The sequence below is a fragment of the Nocardioides sp. BP30 genome (assembly GCF_029873215.1).
Lineage (GTDB): Bacteria > Actinomycetota > Actinomycetes > Propionibacteriales > Nocardioidaceae > Nocardioides.
In genome coordinates this window covers 1,268,455-1,285,366 of sequence record NZ_CP123620.1, presented here as the reverse complement: position 1 = coordinate 1,285,366, position 16,912 = coordinate 1,268,455, and the positions used below count along the sequence as shown (strand labels likewise).

Here is a 16,912-nt window from a genome sequence, read left to right as displayed (position 1 = left end):
TGGCTGGGTCGGGAGCCTTCCCTACGGTTGCGTCGGGCCACCATGGCTGTGATCCAGTACGACGAGATCTCCGCGCTGGTCCGGTTGTGAGAAGAGGGTTGACCACACACATCCGACCACCTAGGCTTCGAACATGCGTTCGAATTGATCTCGTCTCGGTGGTGGTCCTCATGCATCAGATCCAGGCGGCACTCGCCACGATCGCTGCTGCCCTCAATGACGCCACAGACGCGAACCCGATCTTCCTGGGAACGAATGAGAAGAAGGACGTGCTTGCCGCGCTGATGCGGTCCCGGACGCGGCTCGAGGAGCTGTACCTACGCGTCATCGCCTCCGCCGACGATGTCGCCGCCGAGGTCGGTGCCCGCGACGTCGCGGCCTGGCTGGTGGCGCAGCACCGGGTCGAGAGTCCCGCCGCGCACGCCACGCTACGTCTCGCCCAGGAGTTGGAGGGTCGGCCGGTGGTCCGGGCAAGGCTCGCACGCGGTGCGTTCAGTCTCGAGCACGCCCGCGTCATCCTCCGTGGGCTGGACGACCTGCCCGACGACCTCGATCCCGAGGACCTCACCCACGCAGAGGTCACCCTGTGCGACCTCGCGAGTGAGCACGGGCCCAAGGACCTGCGCCGCCTCGCCACGCATCTGTTGGAGGTCGTCGCACCTGAGGTCGCGGAAGCCGCCGAAGCCGCAGCGATCCAACGGCTTGAAGAACAAGCCCAGGCGAAAGCGACGCTGTCGATCACCGACCTCGGTGACGGGATGACCCGGATCCACGGCATCGTGCCCGAAACGGTCGGTCACCGGTTGCGGACCTACCTGCAGGCCTACACCCAACCCCGGGTAGCCGCCCTGGAAGCCGACGGACGGGTCCAGCCCCGCAGCCGGCTCCTCGCCCACGCGTTCGCCCAACTCCTGGAGAACACCGACCCCACCCGCCTGCCCGCCCACGGGGGTGATGCGACCACCGTGGTCGTGACCATGACGCTGGACCAGCTACAGGCCGACCTCGGTGTCGCGTGGCTCGACGACGGCACCCCCATCAGCACCGGGGAGACCCGACGGCTGGCCTGCACCGCCGGGATCATCCCTGCCGTCCTCGGCGGCAACTCCGAACCCCTCGACCTGGGCCGCACCCGACGACTCTTCACCCCAACCCAGCGCAAGGCCCTCGCCCTACGAGACAAGCATTGCCGAGCCGAAGGCTGCACCGTCCCCACTACGTGGTGCGACGCCCACCACGACCAACCCTGGAGTCACGGCGGCCACACCGACCTCGCCCACGGCTCCCTCCTCTGCGGCCACCACCACAGACGCACCCACGACCCCACCTACGAGACGATCAGGCTCCCCGACGGCCGCTACCGCTTCCGACACCGAGCCCGAGAGGTCCTGCGCCGGTGAGAGGGCTGCTAGTCGGCGATGGTCACCGTCAGCACGTTGCCCTCGTGCACGAGCCTGGTGACCAGTCGGAGCGGCCGCGGCAGCAGGTCCTGCCCCGCCGGCGCCGGGACCAGCCTGACGTCCCGCACCCGGTAGCGCCGGCCGCGGTGCACGACCGAGCCGCCGTCCGCCGCGAGCAGGTTGCGCACCCAGTCCGACTCCAAGCCGTAGCCGACCAGGAAGGCGAAGCCGCCGCTGCGGCGTACGCACAGGACCGGCGTGCGGTAGGCCCGACCCGACTTGCGTCCGACGTGCTCGATGATGGCGTGGCCGGGGATGCGGCCCGCCCAGCGTCGCTGGAGCGGGTTGGTCACCTTGCGGTTGAAGGCAGCGAGCGCACGAGGCAGGTGCATGCCACCGTTCTACCGTGCCGGCCGAGGCGATCCAACGCGACCCCCGTCGCGGAGTTCGCGGTGACGCCGTCCCCCACGTCCGGGCTGCTCCGGCTCAGCGCTCGGGTACTGCCCGACGGACCAGGCTGTGCACCTGGTCGTCGAGCAGGAGCAACAGCATGGGGAAGTAGCTCAGCCCCGGCCACAGCAGGGTCAGCCCCAGCCCGACGGCGATCAGCGCCACGTTGACCCACCCGTGGACGGGGTCACCGATCCGCATGCCCGGGTCGGCCGTCTCCGGATGGCGCCTGGTGACTCCCTCGACGCCGGCGAGCGTCGCCGCGGCGAGGATCGTGCACCCGAAGTAGATGATCTTCGTGGCCCGGTCGTCGCCTGCCTGGGCGACGAGCTCGGTGGCGAACGGGAGCACCACGATGCTGAACGACCACAGCAGCAACAGGCGTGTGACGTGGCGGTCGAGCGTCAGGACCGGGCGCATCACGCTGTGTTGGATCAGCCAGAGCCTGGCGATCACCGCGAAGCTCAGGCAGAAGCCCCAGAGCTGAGGGCGGTGAGCGTTCAGGAGCGCCCGGACGGACTCGCCGTGTCGGATCTCCGCCCCGAGATCCGTCAGGGGAAGCACCAGCAGGGTGAGCGCGATGGCGACGATGGCGTCGAGGAAGGTGAGGAATCGATCGAGGTCGCGGTGTCGGGCGGGTGAGGCCTCCGCGGGGCTCGCCGGCAGCTCGGGCATAGGCACATCCTGGCGCATCCGCGCCGATCGCCTGACTCAGCCGATCCCGCCCGTCACCGGATCGCGGCCCGTGACACACACCGGCGGCCCGGCGGGGGCCCGCATCGCCGTCCAGACCGGCCCCTCGTGGAGCGGCTCGGCGCCCAGCGCGACCAGGCGGCGTACCTCCGCTTCCCGGTCGTCCGTCGCGATGTCCAGATGCCCGCGCACCTCGCCCTCGTCATGCTCGAGGCGCTGGATCAGGACACGCGCCCCGAGCGCCATCGGTACGGCGAGGCGGGCGAACTCCGCTCGCGGCGTCTGCCGCACCGGCCACCCGGTCAGCGCAGCCCAGAACGCGCACTCCTCCGCATGTGCGGAGGGCCCGACGTCGAGGCAGAGCTGATCCACCCGGGACCGGTGTCCGGCGGGCCAGACGGTCGGCGCCGAGGATGCGCTCGCCGCCGCGTCGACGAGACAGAACCGATAACCACCCGGCGAGCGGAGTACGGCGTGGTCATCTCGCGCGACCAGGACGGCGCCACAGCCGACCGCGTGCTCCACTGCCGCGGACAGGTCCGACACGTGCAGGTCGAGATGGGTCCCGGAGGCGCCGTCGCCGACCCGCTGCACGCGGAGGTGGTCGTCCCCCGCCGGCGGGAGGAGGGTCGCGAACTCGTCCGCGTCGCCCCGGGGCGCCGAGAGCTCGTAGCCCGTGACACCGCGCCAGAACTCCACGGCCCGCGGATTCTCGTCGCTGGTCAGGTCGAGGAAGAAGGTCAGTCGCTCGATCACGGCGCCACCGTACGCCGAGGGCCGACCGCGGGAGGTGTCCTTCCCACGGTCGGCCCTACGTGCTGCAGGCGCTACTTGGTGACCTTGACCGGAGTACCGCTCGCGGTGGACGCCGCGTAGTCGGCGTCGCCCGCGTAGGCGAGCTTCACCGTCCAGGTGCCCTTGGCCAGCTTGGGCAGCTTGACCGTGGCCACTCCCGACTTGAGGGTGGCGGTCGCGGTCTTCTTCGCCGAGCCCTTCTTCAGGGTGACGGTGACCTTGCCGGTAGCTGTCGCGTTTCCGGCGGCGGTCGCCACGGTGACCTTCTCGACGCCGGCCTTCTTCGAGGTCGGCTTCTTGCTGGCCGTGCCCTTGACCGAGGCGACCGAGCCCTTGGCGACGCTCAGCGTGCCGGTCTTGGAGAAGGCGAGGATCTGGTCGTCGCCGGGGTAGGACAGCGTGTAGGAGTAGCTGCCCGCGGCGAGCTTCGGCAGGGTGAACGACGCGGCGTTGGCCACGATGGTCTGCGCCGGGTAGCTCGTGCCGGCCACGGTCAGCGAGACCTTGCCGGTCGGCACGCGGCCGTACTCGTTGGCGATCGCGACCGTGATCTTCGGGGCAGTGCCGTACTTCACGCTCGGGGCCGTCACCGTCTGGGTGGACGTGACGCCGCCCGGCAGACCGTCGAAGAAGTAGCCGACCTTGTCGATCGCCTCACGGGCGAAGACGACGTTGTTCTGAAGGACGTTCGCAATGGTGGTCTTGCGTGTCGCCAGCAGCGTCGCGGCCCCAGCGCTCTTCTGCTCGCTGGCCGTCAGGAAGGCCGAGGCATCCGACGAGCTGGTCGGGTCGGGGTAGACCGGGTGCTTCCAGTCGAAGGTGGCCAGACCGGGTATCGGCAGCGACGTCGGGAAGTCGGCGTCCTTCAGGCCCAGGCGGGTGTCGCCGGCCTTCTCGTCGGTGTAGGCCCAGTTCGTCATGTATTCCTTGAAGCTGGCCAAGCCTGTCGAGGGGTCGATGTTCTGCTGGATCCACTGCCGCTTGATCGCCGTGCTGACCGGGCCCACGCCGGTGCCGTGCTGGTAGTCGATCAGGAACGGCACCTGGAGCTTGCGCACGGCCGCGAGCGGCTGGGTGGTGTCACCGCCCGGGTAGTAGGTGACGTAGCTGCCGTTGTTCAGGTCGTTCTGGGTGGCGATGTTCTTGAAGAACGTCGAAAGCAGGCTGCCGTAGAGATAGCTCGGGTTCGCGTTGCTCGTCGTGCCGTAGTTAGCGGTGTTGCGGATCTGCAGCGGGTTGACAGCGCTCGTGGTGGCGCCGCCGACCGTGCCACCGTCGAGGACGGTGTCGAAGTTGTAGACCGTGACGTTGTTCTTCTGCGCTTCGGCGTTGACCGACTTGATCACGGCGCGCGTGTTCGGGCACCAGGTGCCGCCGAAGAGGACGACGAAGTTCTGCGAGGTGCTGGCGTTCTGGCCGAGCAGGTGCACGAGCTCCGGGAAGGTGACCTGCTGGACCGCCCACGGGTCACTGTTGTCCGAGTCATCCAGGATCGCGCCACCGAACTGGTTCGGGTTGGTGGCCGAGTCCGTCACCGGCGACTGCGCAGCAGCCTTGGCGTTGATCTCCGACTTCCACCAGTCGAACTGACCAACGGCCTTCACCGCGGTCGCGACGTTGGGGATCGCCTGGAGGACCGCGGTAGCAGCCGCGCCGTAGTTGTTGTCGGCGGCGGTGTCCAGATCGGTGCTCGACTGCAGCTTGTCCGCCTGCGCCGGGCTCCCCGTGGTGTTGTCCTTGTCATAGACGAAGAACGTGTTGTCGAAGTAGTCCGTCGGCGTACCGGCGCTGTAGTCGTAGAGCGGCGCGTTCGCGTCGTTGACCACAGTCGCGTCGGTCGCGACGGTGACTTTGGCGCTCTCGGTGTTCACCGTCGAGACGCCCTTGGAGTCGACCGCAACCGTGGCCTTGATTCCGTTGCCGAGGTACTGCCCGATCAGGTTCTTCCAGGCGTTGTCGTAGACAGTCTGCGATGCAGCAGCGACCGTGGTCGCGCCCGGCTTGCGGATGTCGAGGTTCGGCTCCGTCAGCGTGGTCGTCGTGGTGACGCCGGTCGAGGTGTTGGTCTTGGTGCCGGTGTTGAACGTGACCCCGCCCGAGAGGTTCGGGTCGAACCAGTAGACCTTCTTCACCCCCGCAGCACGTGCGGACGCGTCGACAGCCTGCGCCTCGGCCTTGAAGTCGACACCGTTGGCCGTGGACTCGTTCGGGTCGCCGATCAGGAAGGCGAACTTGCCGCTCTGCTGCAGCAGCCACTGAAAGCGGTCGTAGGTGACCGTCTCGATGACCGTGTTGGCGGGCACACCGAGCGTGTCCTGCAGGTACGTCGTGTCGGTCGACGTGGTGGCAGTGCGCGCAGGAGCGGCGCCGGCGGGCGCGCTCAGCGCACCTCCGGCGAGCGCTGCGACGCTCAGGCCTGCGGCGGCGATGGCCGCTGCCGCGCGCTTTCGACGGGCGAAGGCGTTCATGGATGGGTTCCTTGATCTTCTCGGTCCGAGACGGTGGGTGTTGCGGGGAGTGGGATGCTCAGGGCGCGCTCGGCCCGGCGAGGGCCGCGACGGCCCTCGCCCGGGTGGGGCGCGAGGATGCTGCTAGGTCAGCTCAGAGAGCGACATCGGGTGGAGGTCATGCGACTCCGCCCTTGCGTCCGCGACGGCCGACGGCCGTGCGCACTCCGTTTCCGATCAGCAGCGCGATGCTGGCGGCGGCGAAGGCACCCAGGATCAGCACGCCGGCGAGGCGGGTGCTGCCGGCACCGTGGGTCGAGCTCGAGGCAGCGGTGAGCTGCTGGTCGGTTGCGACGGCGGTCTCGGCCGATGCCGAGGGTGAGGGGGCCACGGCGACCACGGCCGCGGCCTTCTTGTGGTGGTGCGGCTTGGCAGACGACGAGGCGGACGGGGACGCGGAGGCGGAGTCCGACGCGGAGGCGGTGGCCGTGTCCGTCGCCGAGTCCGTCGCCGAGGCGGTGGCATCGTCGCTCGGGCTGGCGCTGGCCGATGACGTCGAGCCGGCCGAGGCCGACTTCGTCTTCTTCGCGCTGGAGCTCTTGCCGCTCGAGCTCTTCGAGCTGCCGGTCGGGGTCGTGGTCGTCGTCTTGGTCGTGCTCGACGAGCCGCTCGAGCTGCTGGAGCCGCTCGGCTTGGTCGCGCTCTGCTGCTTGAGCCACACCTGGTAGCTGGTGATGCGATCCCACTCGGTCCAGTGGACGGTCTTGGTGCCGTTGTCCGTGTGGTAGATGACCTCGTTGTCGGCGAAGTCGTAGCTGACGCCCGGGATCGGCGTGCACGCGTAGTCGTCCTCGCCGGGCAGGGTGTCCTGGCCGTCGGTGTACTGCTGGCCGTCGACGGTGACAGTGATCGGCGCCGGGTTCTGCGCCGGGTTGGTGATGTCGGTGGCATGTGCCGCCGGGGCCAGCGTCAGGGAGGCGGCGCTCAGGCCGAGTCCGGTGGCCAGCAGGGCGATCTGTCGCTTCATCAGGCGTTCGTCAGCTCTCGTGCTCCGGCCGACGGGTCGTCGGCGATGTGGGGGGTGTCGATGACATCGGTGGGTGTCGGGTCCGAGGCGATGCGGCGGCCGGGAAGCGAGGAGTCGTCGGCCTCGCGGAACTGCGCTCGACCGGCGAAGATCTCGTCGTCGAGCAACCCCGTCTGCCGCGCCACGACGGTGGCACTGGCGGCCGCGGCCGTCACGTTGGTCATGGTCCGCGCCATGTCCGCGATCGTGCTGATCGGGATCGTCACGGCGACGAACTCCAGCGGCAGGCCTGCGGCAGAGAGGACCGTCGCGGCGGCAACCGTGGCAGCGGCGGGCAGGCCCGCCGTACCGACCGAGACCAGGACGCCGAGCACCGCCAGTCGCACGTAGTCCCCCGCGCCGTAGTGCATGTCGTAGGCGTTGAGGCCCCACACCGCGATCAGGACCGGCCAGATGCCTGCGCAGCCCGGCATGCCGATGGTGGTGCCGAGCGGTGCGGTGAAGTGCGCGATCTCAGGGTGGACGCCGACCTCGCGGGTCAGCCGCTCCGTGGTCACCGGCAGCGTGCCGACGCTGCTCTGGGTGGTGAAGGCTGTCAGCTGCGCGGGGAAGATCTTGCGGAAGAACGCCACCACCGGCACGTTGCCGAAGACGCGCAGGAGCACGCCGTTGATCGCGAAGGTGTGCACGAAGCAGGCTGCCCAGGTCAGGCCGAGCAGACCGACCAGCGACCAGAACTGCTTGCCGAGGTTCGTGCTGTTGCCGACGGTGGTCGCCGTCAGCGCCACGATCGCGTACGGCGTCAGCGCGATGACATAGCCGACGGCCTTGAAGATGATGAGCTTGAGCGCCTCGGCGCCGTCGCGGAACGGGCGCACCTGCTCGGCCTTGTGCTCGGCGAGCGAGAGGTAGGCGATCGAGAGCACCAGCGCGATCAGGATGATCGGGATGATGTCGTTGGCCCGGAAGTTCTCCGCGACGTTGGTCGGGAAGAAGCCGATCACGACATGGGTGAAGTCCTGCACCTGGCCTTGGACAGCATCGGTCTGGGCGCTGCCGAGCTTGTCGTGCACACCAGATCCGGGCTGGAACGCCAACCCCAGGCCCATCGCCAGCGCGACCGCGAGCGCAGTGCTGAGCATGAGCCAGAAGACCGAGCGCAGGCCGATGCTGCGCAGCTTGGCCAGGCTGCCGAGCGAGGTCACCGAGGAGATGATCGCGACCAGGATCAGCGGCGCCACGCAGGCCAGCAGAAGGTTGAGATAGATCTTGCCGATCGGGTCGACGTACTCGACGTGGTCACCGGCGATCAGGCCGATCGGGATCCCGAGGGCGAGCGCGATCAAGGTGATCACGCTGAAGTTGACGTTGCGGCGGCGGAGCCGGTGGATGAGCACGGCGACCACAGCCACCGCGGCGAGCGTGCCCCAAGCGGGCCAGTTCATGCGAGTTCCCTTCGAACCTGTCGCCGCGATGGCAGCGCAGGATGAAGTTAGACCCTAAATCGACTGACTTGCTCGACTTTCTCAAGATACAAGACAGCCGTCCACATGGCGAGACAACGACGCTTGCGGTGCCGCGTCTACGCCCAGAGGCCTACCACCTCGCCACCGATCCGCACGATGAAGCCGACCACCACCAGCAGGAAGAACACGCGGACGAAGCCCGTCCCGCGGGCCACCGCCAGGCGGGCGCCGAGGTAGCCGCCGGCGACGTTGCACGCCCCCATGATCAGCGCGAGCCGCCACAGCACCGCGCCCTGGGGGATGAAGACCACGAGCGCCGCCAGGTTGGTGGCGACGTTGGCGAGCTTCGCCTTCGCGGAGGACTCCAGGAAGGAGTAGCCCAGCAGGCCCACCAGGGCGATCACGAAGAACGATCCGGTCCCGGGCCCCAGCGCGCCGTCGTAGAAGCCGATCGCCGCACCGATCAGCATGGCGAGGGCGAGGTGTCGCCGTGGTCCGTGCCGCAGCAGCGTCTCCCCGCCCAGGGTCGGCCGGAACCACACCCAGGCGCCGATCAGCACGAGCGCGACCAGGACGATCGGCTTGAACACCCCGCTGGACAGGTGCGAGGCGACGGCGGCTCCCCCGGCCGAGCCCAGGAACGCCAGCACCATCAGCGGGACGAAGGTCCGCGGGTCGGGGCGCACGCGTCGGTAGTACGTCGCGGCGCTCGTCGTCGTACCGCAGATGGAGGCGAGCTTGTTGGTCGCGAGCACGTGCACGGGTGCGTACCCGGGCAGCCCCAGCAGCAGCGCCGGGAGTTGGATCAGGCCGCCACCGCCGACGACCGCGTCGACGAATCCCGCCGAGGCGGCCGCGAGTGCCAACAGGAGGACGACGCTGAGATCAGGCACGAGCGCGAGGCTACGGCGCCCGCGTCGAGGGGTCACTTCCGGCGGGTCGAGTGGCCGGCGGAGCGACCATTCGACCCGCGGAAAGTGACGTCTCGGCGGTCAGCCAGCCCACCAGCCGCGACCGCCGCCGCCCCACAGGTCGCCGTAGCCGCCGCCGGCCGGGCCGCTGCTGCGCGACCCGAGGTAGCTGCCGACCACCGCCGCACCCAGGTCGTCGAGCTCGGGGGCGATCACCTTGCCGTCCACCCGCCTCGCCATCGAGTCGATGAAGCGCGCCAGGCCGGGGTCCTCGCCGAGCCGGAAGAACGTCGTCTGGGCACCGAGGCGGCCGGCGTTGTCCAGCTCGCGGACGGCGTAGGCGATCGTCAGCGGGTGCGGCGGATAGGAGAACCAGACCTCGCCGTTCGGCTCGAGGTGGGACGTCGGCTCACCGTCGGTGACGATGAGCAGCACCGGCTGGGCGTTGGGATGCTTGCGGAAGTGGCGGTTGGCCAGGAGCAGCGCATGGTGCAGGTTCGTGCCCTTGTCCCAGCGAGCGTCCAGGCCGGTCAGCTCCTCGATCTCCATCACGCGGGCCGCCCGGCCGAAGCCGATCAGCTGGAGGTGATCGCCGCGGAAGCGCGACCGGATGAGGGTGTGCAGCGCCAGCGCCGTGCGCTTCATCGGGACCCAGCGCCCGTCCATCGCCATCGAGAAGGACGTGTCGACCAGGAGCGCGACGGCGGCCTGCGTGCGGGCCTCGGTCTCCTGCACCTCGATGTCGTCGAGCGCGAGCCTGTCACCGCGACGCAGCGCCTTGTTGAGCAGCGTGCGGGGGATGTCCCACGGCTCGGTGTCGCCGAACGCCCACGGCCGCGAGGCACCCGACAGGTCACCTGCCGCCCCGGCCGTGCGCAGGTCGCGCTGGCCCTGCCGACCCGACATCCGCTGCGCGACGTCGCGCAGCAGCGCCTTGCCGAGCTGGCGCATCGCCTTCGGGGTCAGCCGGAGGTTGCCGTCCGAGCCGCGCTCGAGCTGGCCGGAGTCGCGCAGCGCCTGCTCGAGCTGCTGCAGGGTGCGGGCGTCGACGGCGGCGGAGTCGCCGAGCTGGCGGGCCAGCGCGTCGAGGTCGACGTCGTCGAGCCGGGCGCCGCCGTACGACTGCGAGAGCTGCTCGGAGAGCTGGTCGAGCTCGGCGAGGTCCTGCAGCACGCCGGTGCCGTCACCCAGACCCAGCCCCTGCTCCCCGCCGAACTGCTCCGAGCCGGACCAGTCCTCTCCGGGCCGCAGCGACTGCAGGTTGGCGTCGAGGCGGTCCAGCGCCTCCATCAGCGCCGGCGAGCCGAACGCCTGGGCCGAGAGCTCCATCAGCTCGGCCCGCTGTTCGGGCGTCATCGAGTTGAGCATCCGCTGCGCCGCGGCGGCACGCTGCGCGAGCGAGTCGAGCAGCTCGTCGATGTCCTGCGGGTTCTCGGGGAAGAAGTCGCCGTGCCTGGCCATGAAGTCGGCGAAGTCCTCGGGGGTGTCCTCGCCGAGGCGATGCTTCTCCAGCAGCTCGTTGAGGTCGCCGAGCATCTCGTTGACCGCGGCCCGGTCCTGGTCGTTCGCGTTCTTCAGGGCCTGCTTCATGCCCGCGAAGCGCTGGTCGAGCAGCTCGCGGCCGAGCAGGTCCTTGATCTGCTCGTAGTCCTCCCGCGCCTCGCGGGAGCGCCAGTCGTACGACGAGAGCTCGGAGACGGCCGCGGCGGTGTTGGGCGGCAGGTTGTTCAACTGCATGTCGCGGAACATCGCGTCGTCGGAGTCCAGCGTGGTGTCGCGGGCGATCTGGCCGCGCTCGGCCAGCACCGCCTTGTCGAGCAGCTCGCGGACCTGCTGCATGGTCCCGTCCAGGTTGTGCCGCTGCAGCAGCTCCCGGCGCTTCTCAGCGACCCGGCGGGCGAGGTCGTCCAGCCCCGCCTGGTCGCGCCCGCCGCGACGCAGGAACTCCTGCAGTGCTCGCTCGGGCGAGTACCCGGCCATCACGTCCTCGCCGATCGCGTCCAGCGCCTCGGCGATGTCGACCGGCGGGGCGAGCGGGTCGCCGCCGGCGTACCTCTTGTACCTCATCTGCGCTGCACCTTCGCTCCCGCGCCGAGGGCGCGGGGAATCTCGGCGACGTGCTCGACCTGCGTCAGCAGGCGCACGAGGGTCGCCTCGTCGGCCGCCGTGTCGACCTCGACCCGGTAGTGGATCCCGGTGGAGGCCCAGGCGTCGTCGAACGCGCCGTCGGCCTCGACCGCGACGCCGCCGATCTCGATACCGGAGGCGGCCGCCTCGCGGTAGACGTCGTTGAGGACGCACAGCGCCACCGCGAGGTGGAGTGCCTGGGCGCCGTTGGTGACGGGTGCCGCCAGCACGCCCTGCGGCGTCCAGCTGTGCGGCAGCACGACGGCTCCCGCGTCGGCGTCGGCCCGCAGCGAGCCGGCACCGGCGCGTACGCCGAAGGCGGAGAGCTCAGCCATAGACGACTTCGGACCCGTCGCTGTCCTTGCCGATCCGCCGGGCCAGATAGAGGCCCTCCAGCGCGAGCTCGATGGCGCTCGCTCGCTCACCGTCGTTGTGCGCGTCGAGCCGTTCGCAGACGTCGTCGTACAGCTCCGACTCGCCGAGCGCTGGCAGGCCGGTCAGGAAGTCGATCGCCGCGACCTGCTCGCCGGTGGTGATCATCTGGCCGGTCTCGATGGCGGCGACCAGCAGGCCGAAGTCCAGCCCGCGCAGCCGGGTCCGGCAGGTCTCGGCGGTGGCCGTGCGCAGCAGGTGGGTCAGGATCTCGCCCTCGCGGCCCTCCTCACCGGTCTCGAACTCGATCTTGCCCCCCAGCACGTCGACGGCCGTCTGCAGGTCGACCACCCGCGCCACCGGCTGCTCCTCGCCCTGCAGCGTGGCGCGGTGGAGGGCGGCCGCGGCGATCGTCTCCGCGCCGGCGATGGAGAACCGCGCCGAGACGCCGGAGCGCTGGTCGACCGCGCTGGACTCGCGCAGGTTGCGGGTGAAGCGGGCCAGGATCTCCAGCAGGTACTCCGGCACCTGGGCGACCAGCTCCGACTCCTGCCGGATGACCGCCATCTCGGCCTCGAGCTCGAGCGGGTAGTGGGTGCGGATCTCGGCTCCGAAGCGGTCCTTGAGCGGGGTGATGATCCGCCCTCGGTTCGTGTAGTCCTCCGGGTTGGCGCTGGCCAGGACGAGCACGTCCAGCGGGAGACGCAGCACGTAGCCACGGATCTGGATGTCGCGCTCCTCCATCACGTTCAGCATCGCGACCTGGATGCGCTCGGCGAGGTCGGGCAGCTCGTTGATCGCGACGATGCCGCGGTGGGAGCGCGGGATGAGGCCGAAGTGGATCGTCTCCGGGTCACCCAGCGACCGGCCCTCGGCGACCTTCATCGGATCGACGTCGCCGATCAGGTCCGCCACCGACGTGTCGGGCGTGGCCAGCTTCTCGGAGTAGCGCTCGGAGCGGTGGCGCCACGTCACCGGCAGCGCGTCGCCCAGCTCGGCGGCCCGGCGCTGGGAGGCGACGGTGATCGGCTCGAGCGGGTGCTCGCCCAGCTCGGAGCCCTCGATCACCGGCGTCCACTCGTCCAACAGTCCGACCATGGTGCGCAGCAGCCGGGTCTTGCCCTGGCCGCGCTCACCGAGGAGGACGATGTCGTGCCCGGCGATCAGGGCACGCTCGAGCTGCGGGATGACCGTGTCCTCCAGGCCGTGCAGGCCCGGCCAGGGGTCCTCGCCGGCGCGGAGCTTGGCCAGCAGGTTGTCGCGGATCTCGGTACGCAGCGGCTTGAGCACGTGCCCGGCAGCCTTGAGCTCGCCGAGGGTGCCGATGGTGGGCTGAGTCGCGGGGGCTTGTGTCACGTCATTCACGCTACTGCGCGGGGCAATCCCCTCGGGGAGAATGGCCCGGTGATCGGCTCCCCCTGCCCGTGCGGCTCCGGACTCCCCTACGACGCCTGCTGCGGTCCGCTGCACCGCGGCGTCCGCCGGGCCGGCACCGCCCTGGAGCTGATGCGCTCGCGATACGCGGCCTACGCCGTCGGCGATGCGGGCTACGTCTTCCGGACCTGGCACCCCCGCACCCGGCCTGCGGAGCCGGCCCTCGAGGGCGGACCGACCTGGGTGGGCCTCACCGTCGAGGGGTACGGCGAGGACTGGGTGGAGTTCACCGCGCACTGGCGCCAGGACGGGCGGAGCGGTCGGCTGCACGAGCGCAGCCGGTTCGCCCGACGGGCCGGCCGCTGGCTCTACCTCGACGGCGAGATCTCCTAGCGCCTCGCGCTCGGGGCGGCGTCCCCGGCATCGCCTCCGGTATCGCCTCGGGCATCGAGCCGGACGATGCGGTCGACCAGGTCCAGCCCGTACGGCGCGTGCGTGATCCACACGATGGAGCGATCCGCGGTCGCCAGCACCTCGGTCGCGAGCTGGCCGGCGGTGTCGGCGTCCAGGTGTGCGGTCGGCTCGTCGAGGACCAGCACGGCCTGGTCGGCCAGCAGGCTGCGGGCCACGGCCAGACGCGCCCGCTCGCCGCCCGAGACGGCGGCGTACCCGTCGCCGAGCCGGGTCGCCAGCCCCTCGGGGAGTGCGTCGAGCCAGCCGCCGAGGTGGGCACGGCGCAGCGCCTGCTCGACGTCCCCGTCGCTGCTGCCGGGGCGCGCGAGCCGGACGTTCTCGGCGACGGTGGAGGCGAAGACGTGGGGGTCGTCGTCCACCAGCCCGATCCGCTCACGGACCGTGTCGGTGGCCAGCCGACGGTAGTCAGCTCCGCCGAGGCTGACCTCACCGCTGTCGGGATCCAGGAACCGCAGCGCGAGGGCCGCGGCCGTGCTCTTGCCCGATCCCGACGGTCCCACGATCGCGACCCGGTCCCCCGGCGCCACCGCGAGGTCGGGCAGCTGCCGGTCACGGGCCACCACGTCCGCGAATCCCACGGCCGAGGTCCCGGGCGCCGGTGCGGGGAGCTCCGGCTCGTGCACCGCCGGCGGGCGGCCGGCCAGCTCGGCGAGCCGCTGTTCGGCGGCCGCCGCGCGGGCCGCCGCGGCTCCGGCATCGGCCAGCTGCGCGGCCGGCTCGGCCAGCGCGAGGGGCAGCAGCAGGAGGAACGCGAACACCGGGCCGCTCAGCTCGTGCGCCGCGACCTGATCGCGCACCGCCAGCGCCGTGGCGGCCACGGCGAGCCCGGCGACGCCGAGCACGAGCGCTCGCGCGCCTCCGAGCCAGGCCGCGGCGGTACGGCCGGCGGCAGCCATCGCGGCGCCGTCGGCGTCCACCCGGGCCAGCGCCACGCGCTCCGCCTGCCACATCCTCAGCTCGTCGGCGGCCTGGACGGCCTCGACGACGTCGTCGGAGAGCCGGGCGCGGGCAGCGATGGATGCGCGTTCGGCCCGGGCGGCACCGGCGCGGGCCAGCAGCGCCGCGACCGCTGCTGCGAGCACCGTGCCGGCCACGATCGCACCGGCCACGGGGCGGATCAGCGTCGCGGTCAGGGTCGTCAGCGCGGCGACGACGGCGTACGCCCTGATCGGCAGCCGCGCCCGCAGCTCGCGGTCGAGGACCGCGTCCACGTCGTCGACCACCGCCGCCAGTACGTCGCCGCGCCGCTTCCCCAACCGTCCCGGGACCAACGGCACCAGCGCGTCGTACACCTCCACCCGCCGCCGCGCCAGCAGCCGCAGCGCCCGGTCGTGCGACCACAGCCGCTCGACGTAGCGCAGCACCGGCCGCCCCAATCCGAACGTCCGCACCCCCACCATCGCCACCGTCAGCGTCAGGATCGCCGGTCGCGCATCCGCCCGCACGATCAGCCACCCCGCCGTCGCCGTGAGCGCCACCCCACACGCCCACGCCAGCCCACTGACCACTGCAGCCCCCCACCCACTGCGCCGACCACCGCTCCAGCCCCGGACACGGGCGGTGCCGGAAGGGGCGCTGCCGGACGACGCATCGCCTCGGCGTCGGGCACGGGCGGTGCCGGAAGGGGCGCTGCCGGACGACGCGCCGCCGAGGAACGAGGCGTCGCGCGGCGGTAGGCCTGCCCCGACGGTGCCGACCGGGACCGACGCCGAGCCCGAAGCAGAAGCAGAAGCAGAAGCCGACAGCTCGACGACCCGGTCAGCGATCGACACCAACGCCGGCCGATGCGCCACCACGACGACCCCACCAGACCGCCCCAGCTCACCCACCACATCGACGATCACCCGCTCGGTGACCGCATCCAGGTGCGCCGTCGGCTCATCCAGAAGCACCCACGGCCGCCTCGCGAGCACCACCCGCGCCAGCGCGAGGCGGGCCCGCTCGCCCGCCGACAGCGAGGCACCGTCCTCGGCGAGGTCCGCGTCCAGGGCTCCGGGCAGCGCGGCGACCCGATCGGCCAGCGCCACCCGCGCGAGCACCGCCCACAGCTCCTCGTCGTCCGCTTCGGGGCGCGCCACGCGCAGGTTGTGCGCGATCGTCCCCGCCAGGAACACCGGCCGCTGCGGCAGGAAGGCGATCTGCTCGCGCCAGCCCGGCTCGCCGACCGTCCGGGAACCGTGCCGGACGGTGCCGGCGGTCGGCGTCACCAGCCCCGCGAGGACGCCGAGCAGCGTCGACTTGCCGCACCCCGACGGCCCGGTGACGGCGGTGACGCCGTACTCCGGAAGGGTGAGGGCATCCAGCCGCAGGGCCGGGCGCGCGCGGCCCGGGTAGGTGACGACCAGACCCTCGACCTCGAGCGGGCCCGCCTCGACCGCCGGCCATGCGGCACCGACACCGGCGCCCGCGTCGGCACCGACAGCGGCAGCGACCGGCGCCGACAGCCCCGCCGCCGCCTCGAACGTCGCGACGCCCTCGGCCGCGGCATGGAACTCCGCGCCCACCCGGCGCAGCGGCCAGTACGCCTCCGGCGCGAGCAGGAGCACGACCAGGGCGGTGCGCAGCGGGAGATGCCCGGCGGCGAGCCGAACACCCACGGTGACCGCGACCAGCGCTACCGAGATGGTGGCGACCAGCTCCAGCACCGCGGAGGACGCGAACGCGATCCGCAGGGTGCGCAGCGAGCGCCGCCGGTAGCGGTCGGTGACCTCGGCGATCACCGCCGACTGTGCCCGTGCGCGCCGGAAGGCCACCAGGGTCGGCAGGCCGCGCATCACGTCGAGGAAGTGTCCCGAGAGATCGGCGAGCGCCCGCCACTGCGAGGTGGCGCGGTCCTGGGTGGCCAGGCCCACCAGGATCCCGAAGACCGGGATCAGGGGCAGCGTGACGAGCACGATCAGCGCGCTCGGCGGATCGACCACCGCGATCGCGACCAGCGTCATCACGGGCAGGACCCCTGCCAGGACGAGGGCTGGCACGTAGCGCGTCAGGTACGGCTCTGCGGCGCTCACCCCGCGCGTGGCCAGCAGCGACAGCGACCCCGAGGACCGCTCGCCCGGCGCTCCGCCCAGAAGCATCCCGAGCACCCGCCGGCGGAGGTCGCGGCCGACTCGTCCCGCCGCCCTGGCGGCGGCGAGGTCGCTTCCCCAGCCGACGAGCCCGCGCGCGGCGAACACGGCCGCCACGGTCACCGCCCAGCCCACCACCGTGCCGGCCGATCCGCTGTGCCCGAGCACCGCGAGGACCAGCATCGTGACCGCCCAGGCCTGGACGATGAGCAACAGGCTCCCGGCCACGCCGGCCACCCCCACGAGGACCAGCGGCCCGCGAGCGGGAGCGAGCTGGCGCCGCAGGCGCGGATCGGAGGGCCGCATGC

Annotated in this window: 13 protein-coding genes; 2 read left to right on the top strand and 11 right to left on the bottom strand. The window is 71.4% G+C overall.

The annotated features are described in order from the left end of the window. The first annotated feature begins 170 nt into the window (after positions 1–170). Entirely contained in the window at positions 171–1,400 is a 1,230-nt protein-coding gene (locus P5P86_RS05960) for an HNH endonuclease signature motif containing protein (RefSeq protein WP_280610382.1), read from the top strand. A gap of 8 nt (positions 1,401–1,408) precedes the next feature. On the opposite strand, the gene P5P86_RS05955 is transcribed toward P5P86_RS05960, so the two are convergent. The 10 genes from P5P86_RS05955 to P5P86_RS05910 form a co-directional block, all read right to left on the bottom strand. Then, positions 1,409–1,792, bottom strand: a complete 384-nt coding sequence (locus tag P5P86_RS05955; RefSeq protein ID WP_280610381.1) for a nitroreductase family deazaflavin-dependent oxidoreductase — start codon at positions 1,790–1,792, stop codon at positions 1,409–1,411. A gap of 94 nt (positions 1,793–1,886) precedes the next feature. Next, positions 1,887–2,525, bottom strand: a complete 639-nt coding sequence (locus P5P86_RS05950) for a TMEM175 family protein (protein ID WP_280610380.1) — start codon at positions 2,523–2,525, stop codon at positions 1,887–1,889. 36 nt (positions 2,526–2,561) lie between these two features. After that, complete coding sequence (locus tag P5P86_RS05945) at positions 2,562–3,299, bottom strand: VOC family protein (protein WP_280610379.1); 738 nt, start codon at positions 3,297–3,299, stop codon at positions 2,562–2,564. A 71-nt stretch (positions 3,300–3,370) separates the two neighbouring features. After that, complete coding sequence (locus P5P86_RS05940) at positions 3,371–5,806, bottom strand: Ig-like domain-containing protein (protein ID WP_280610378.1); 2,436 nt, start codon at positions 5,804–5,806, stop codon at positions 3,371–3,373. Positions 5,807–5,963: 157 nt separating this feature from the next. Next, a complete protein-coding gene (locus P5P86_RS05935; protein WP_280610377.1) occupies positions 5,964–6,812 on the bottom strand; it encodes a hypothetical protein in 849 nt (282 codons plus the stop codon). Next, positions 6,812–8,257, bottom strand: coding sequence for a dicarboxylate/amino acid:cation symporter (locus tag P5P86_RS05930; RefSeq protein ID WP_280610376.1), 1,446 nt, complete (start codon positions 8,255–8,257; stop codon positions 6,812–6,814). Before P5P86_RS05930 ends, P5P86_RS05935 begins: the two co-directional genes overlap by 1 nt. 137 nt (positions 8,258–8,394) lie before the next feature. Continuing rightward, positions 8,395–9,171, bottom strand: coding sequence for a sulfite exporter TauE/SafE family protein (locus tag P5P86_RS05925; protein ID WP_280610375.1), 777 nt, complete (start codon positions 9,169–9,171; stop codon positions 8,395–8,397). A 99-nt stretch (positions 9,172–9,270) separates the two neighbouring features. Beyond that, a complete protein-coding gene (locus P5P86_RS05920; protein ID WP_280610374.1) occupies positions 9,271–11,256 on the bottom strand; it encodes a vWA domain-containing protein in 1,986 nt (661 codons plus the stop codon). Beyond that, on the bottom strand, positions 11,253–11,651 hold the full coding sequence (locus P5P86_RS05915) for an OsmC family protein (protein ID WP_280610373.1): 399 nt from the start codon (positions 11,649–11,651) through the stop codon (positions 11,253–11,255). The genes P5P86_RS05920 and P5P86_RS05915 overlap by 4 nt, the downstream gene beginning before the upstream one ends. Beyond that, entirely contained in the window at positions 11,644–13,044 is a 1,401-nt protein-coding gene (locus P5P86_RS05910) for a MoxR family ATPase (RefSeq protein WP_280610372.1), read from the bottom strand. Before P5P86_RS05910 ends, P5P86_RS05915 begins: the two co-directional genes overlap by 8 nt. Before the next feature lie 48 nt (positions 13,045–13,092). Between P5P86_RS05910 and P5P86_RS05905 the strand changes: the two genes are divergently transcribed. Then, entirely contained in the window at positions 13,093–13,455 is a 363-nt protein-coding gene (locus P5P86_RS05905; RefSeq protein WP_446724922.1) for a YchJ family protein, read from the top strand. Here the strand turns inward: P5P86_RS05905 and cydD are convergent. Continuing rightward, a complete protein-coding gene (gene cydD / locus P5P86_RS05900; protein WP_280610371.1) occupies positions 13,452–16,910 on the bottom strand; it encodes a thiol reductant ABC exporter subunit CydD in 3,459 nt (1,152 codons plus the stop codon). The genes P5P86_RS05905 and cydD overlap by 4 nt on opposite strands. Between the last annotated feature and the right edge of the window lie 2 nt (positions 16,911–16,912).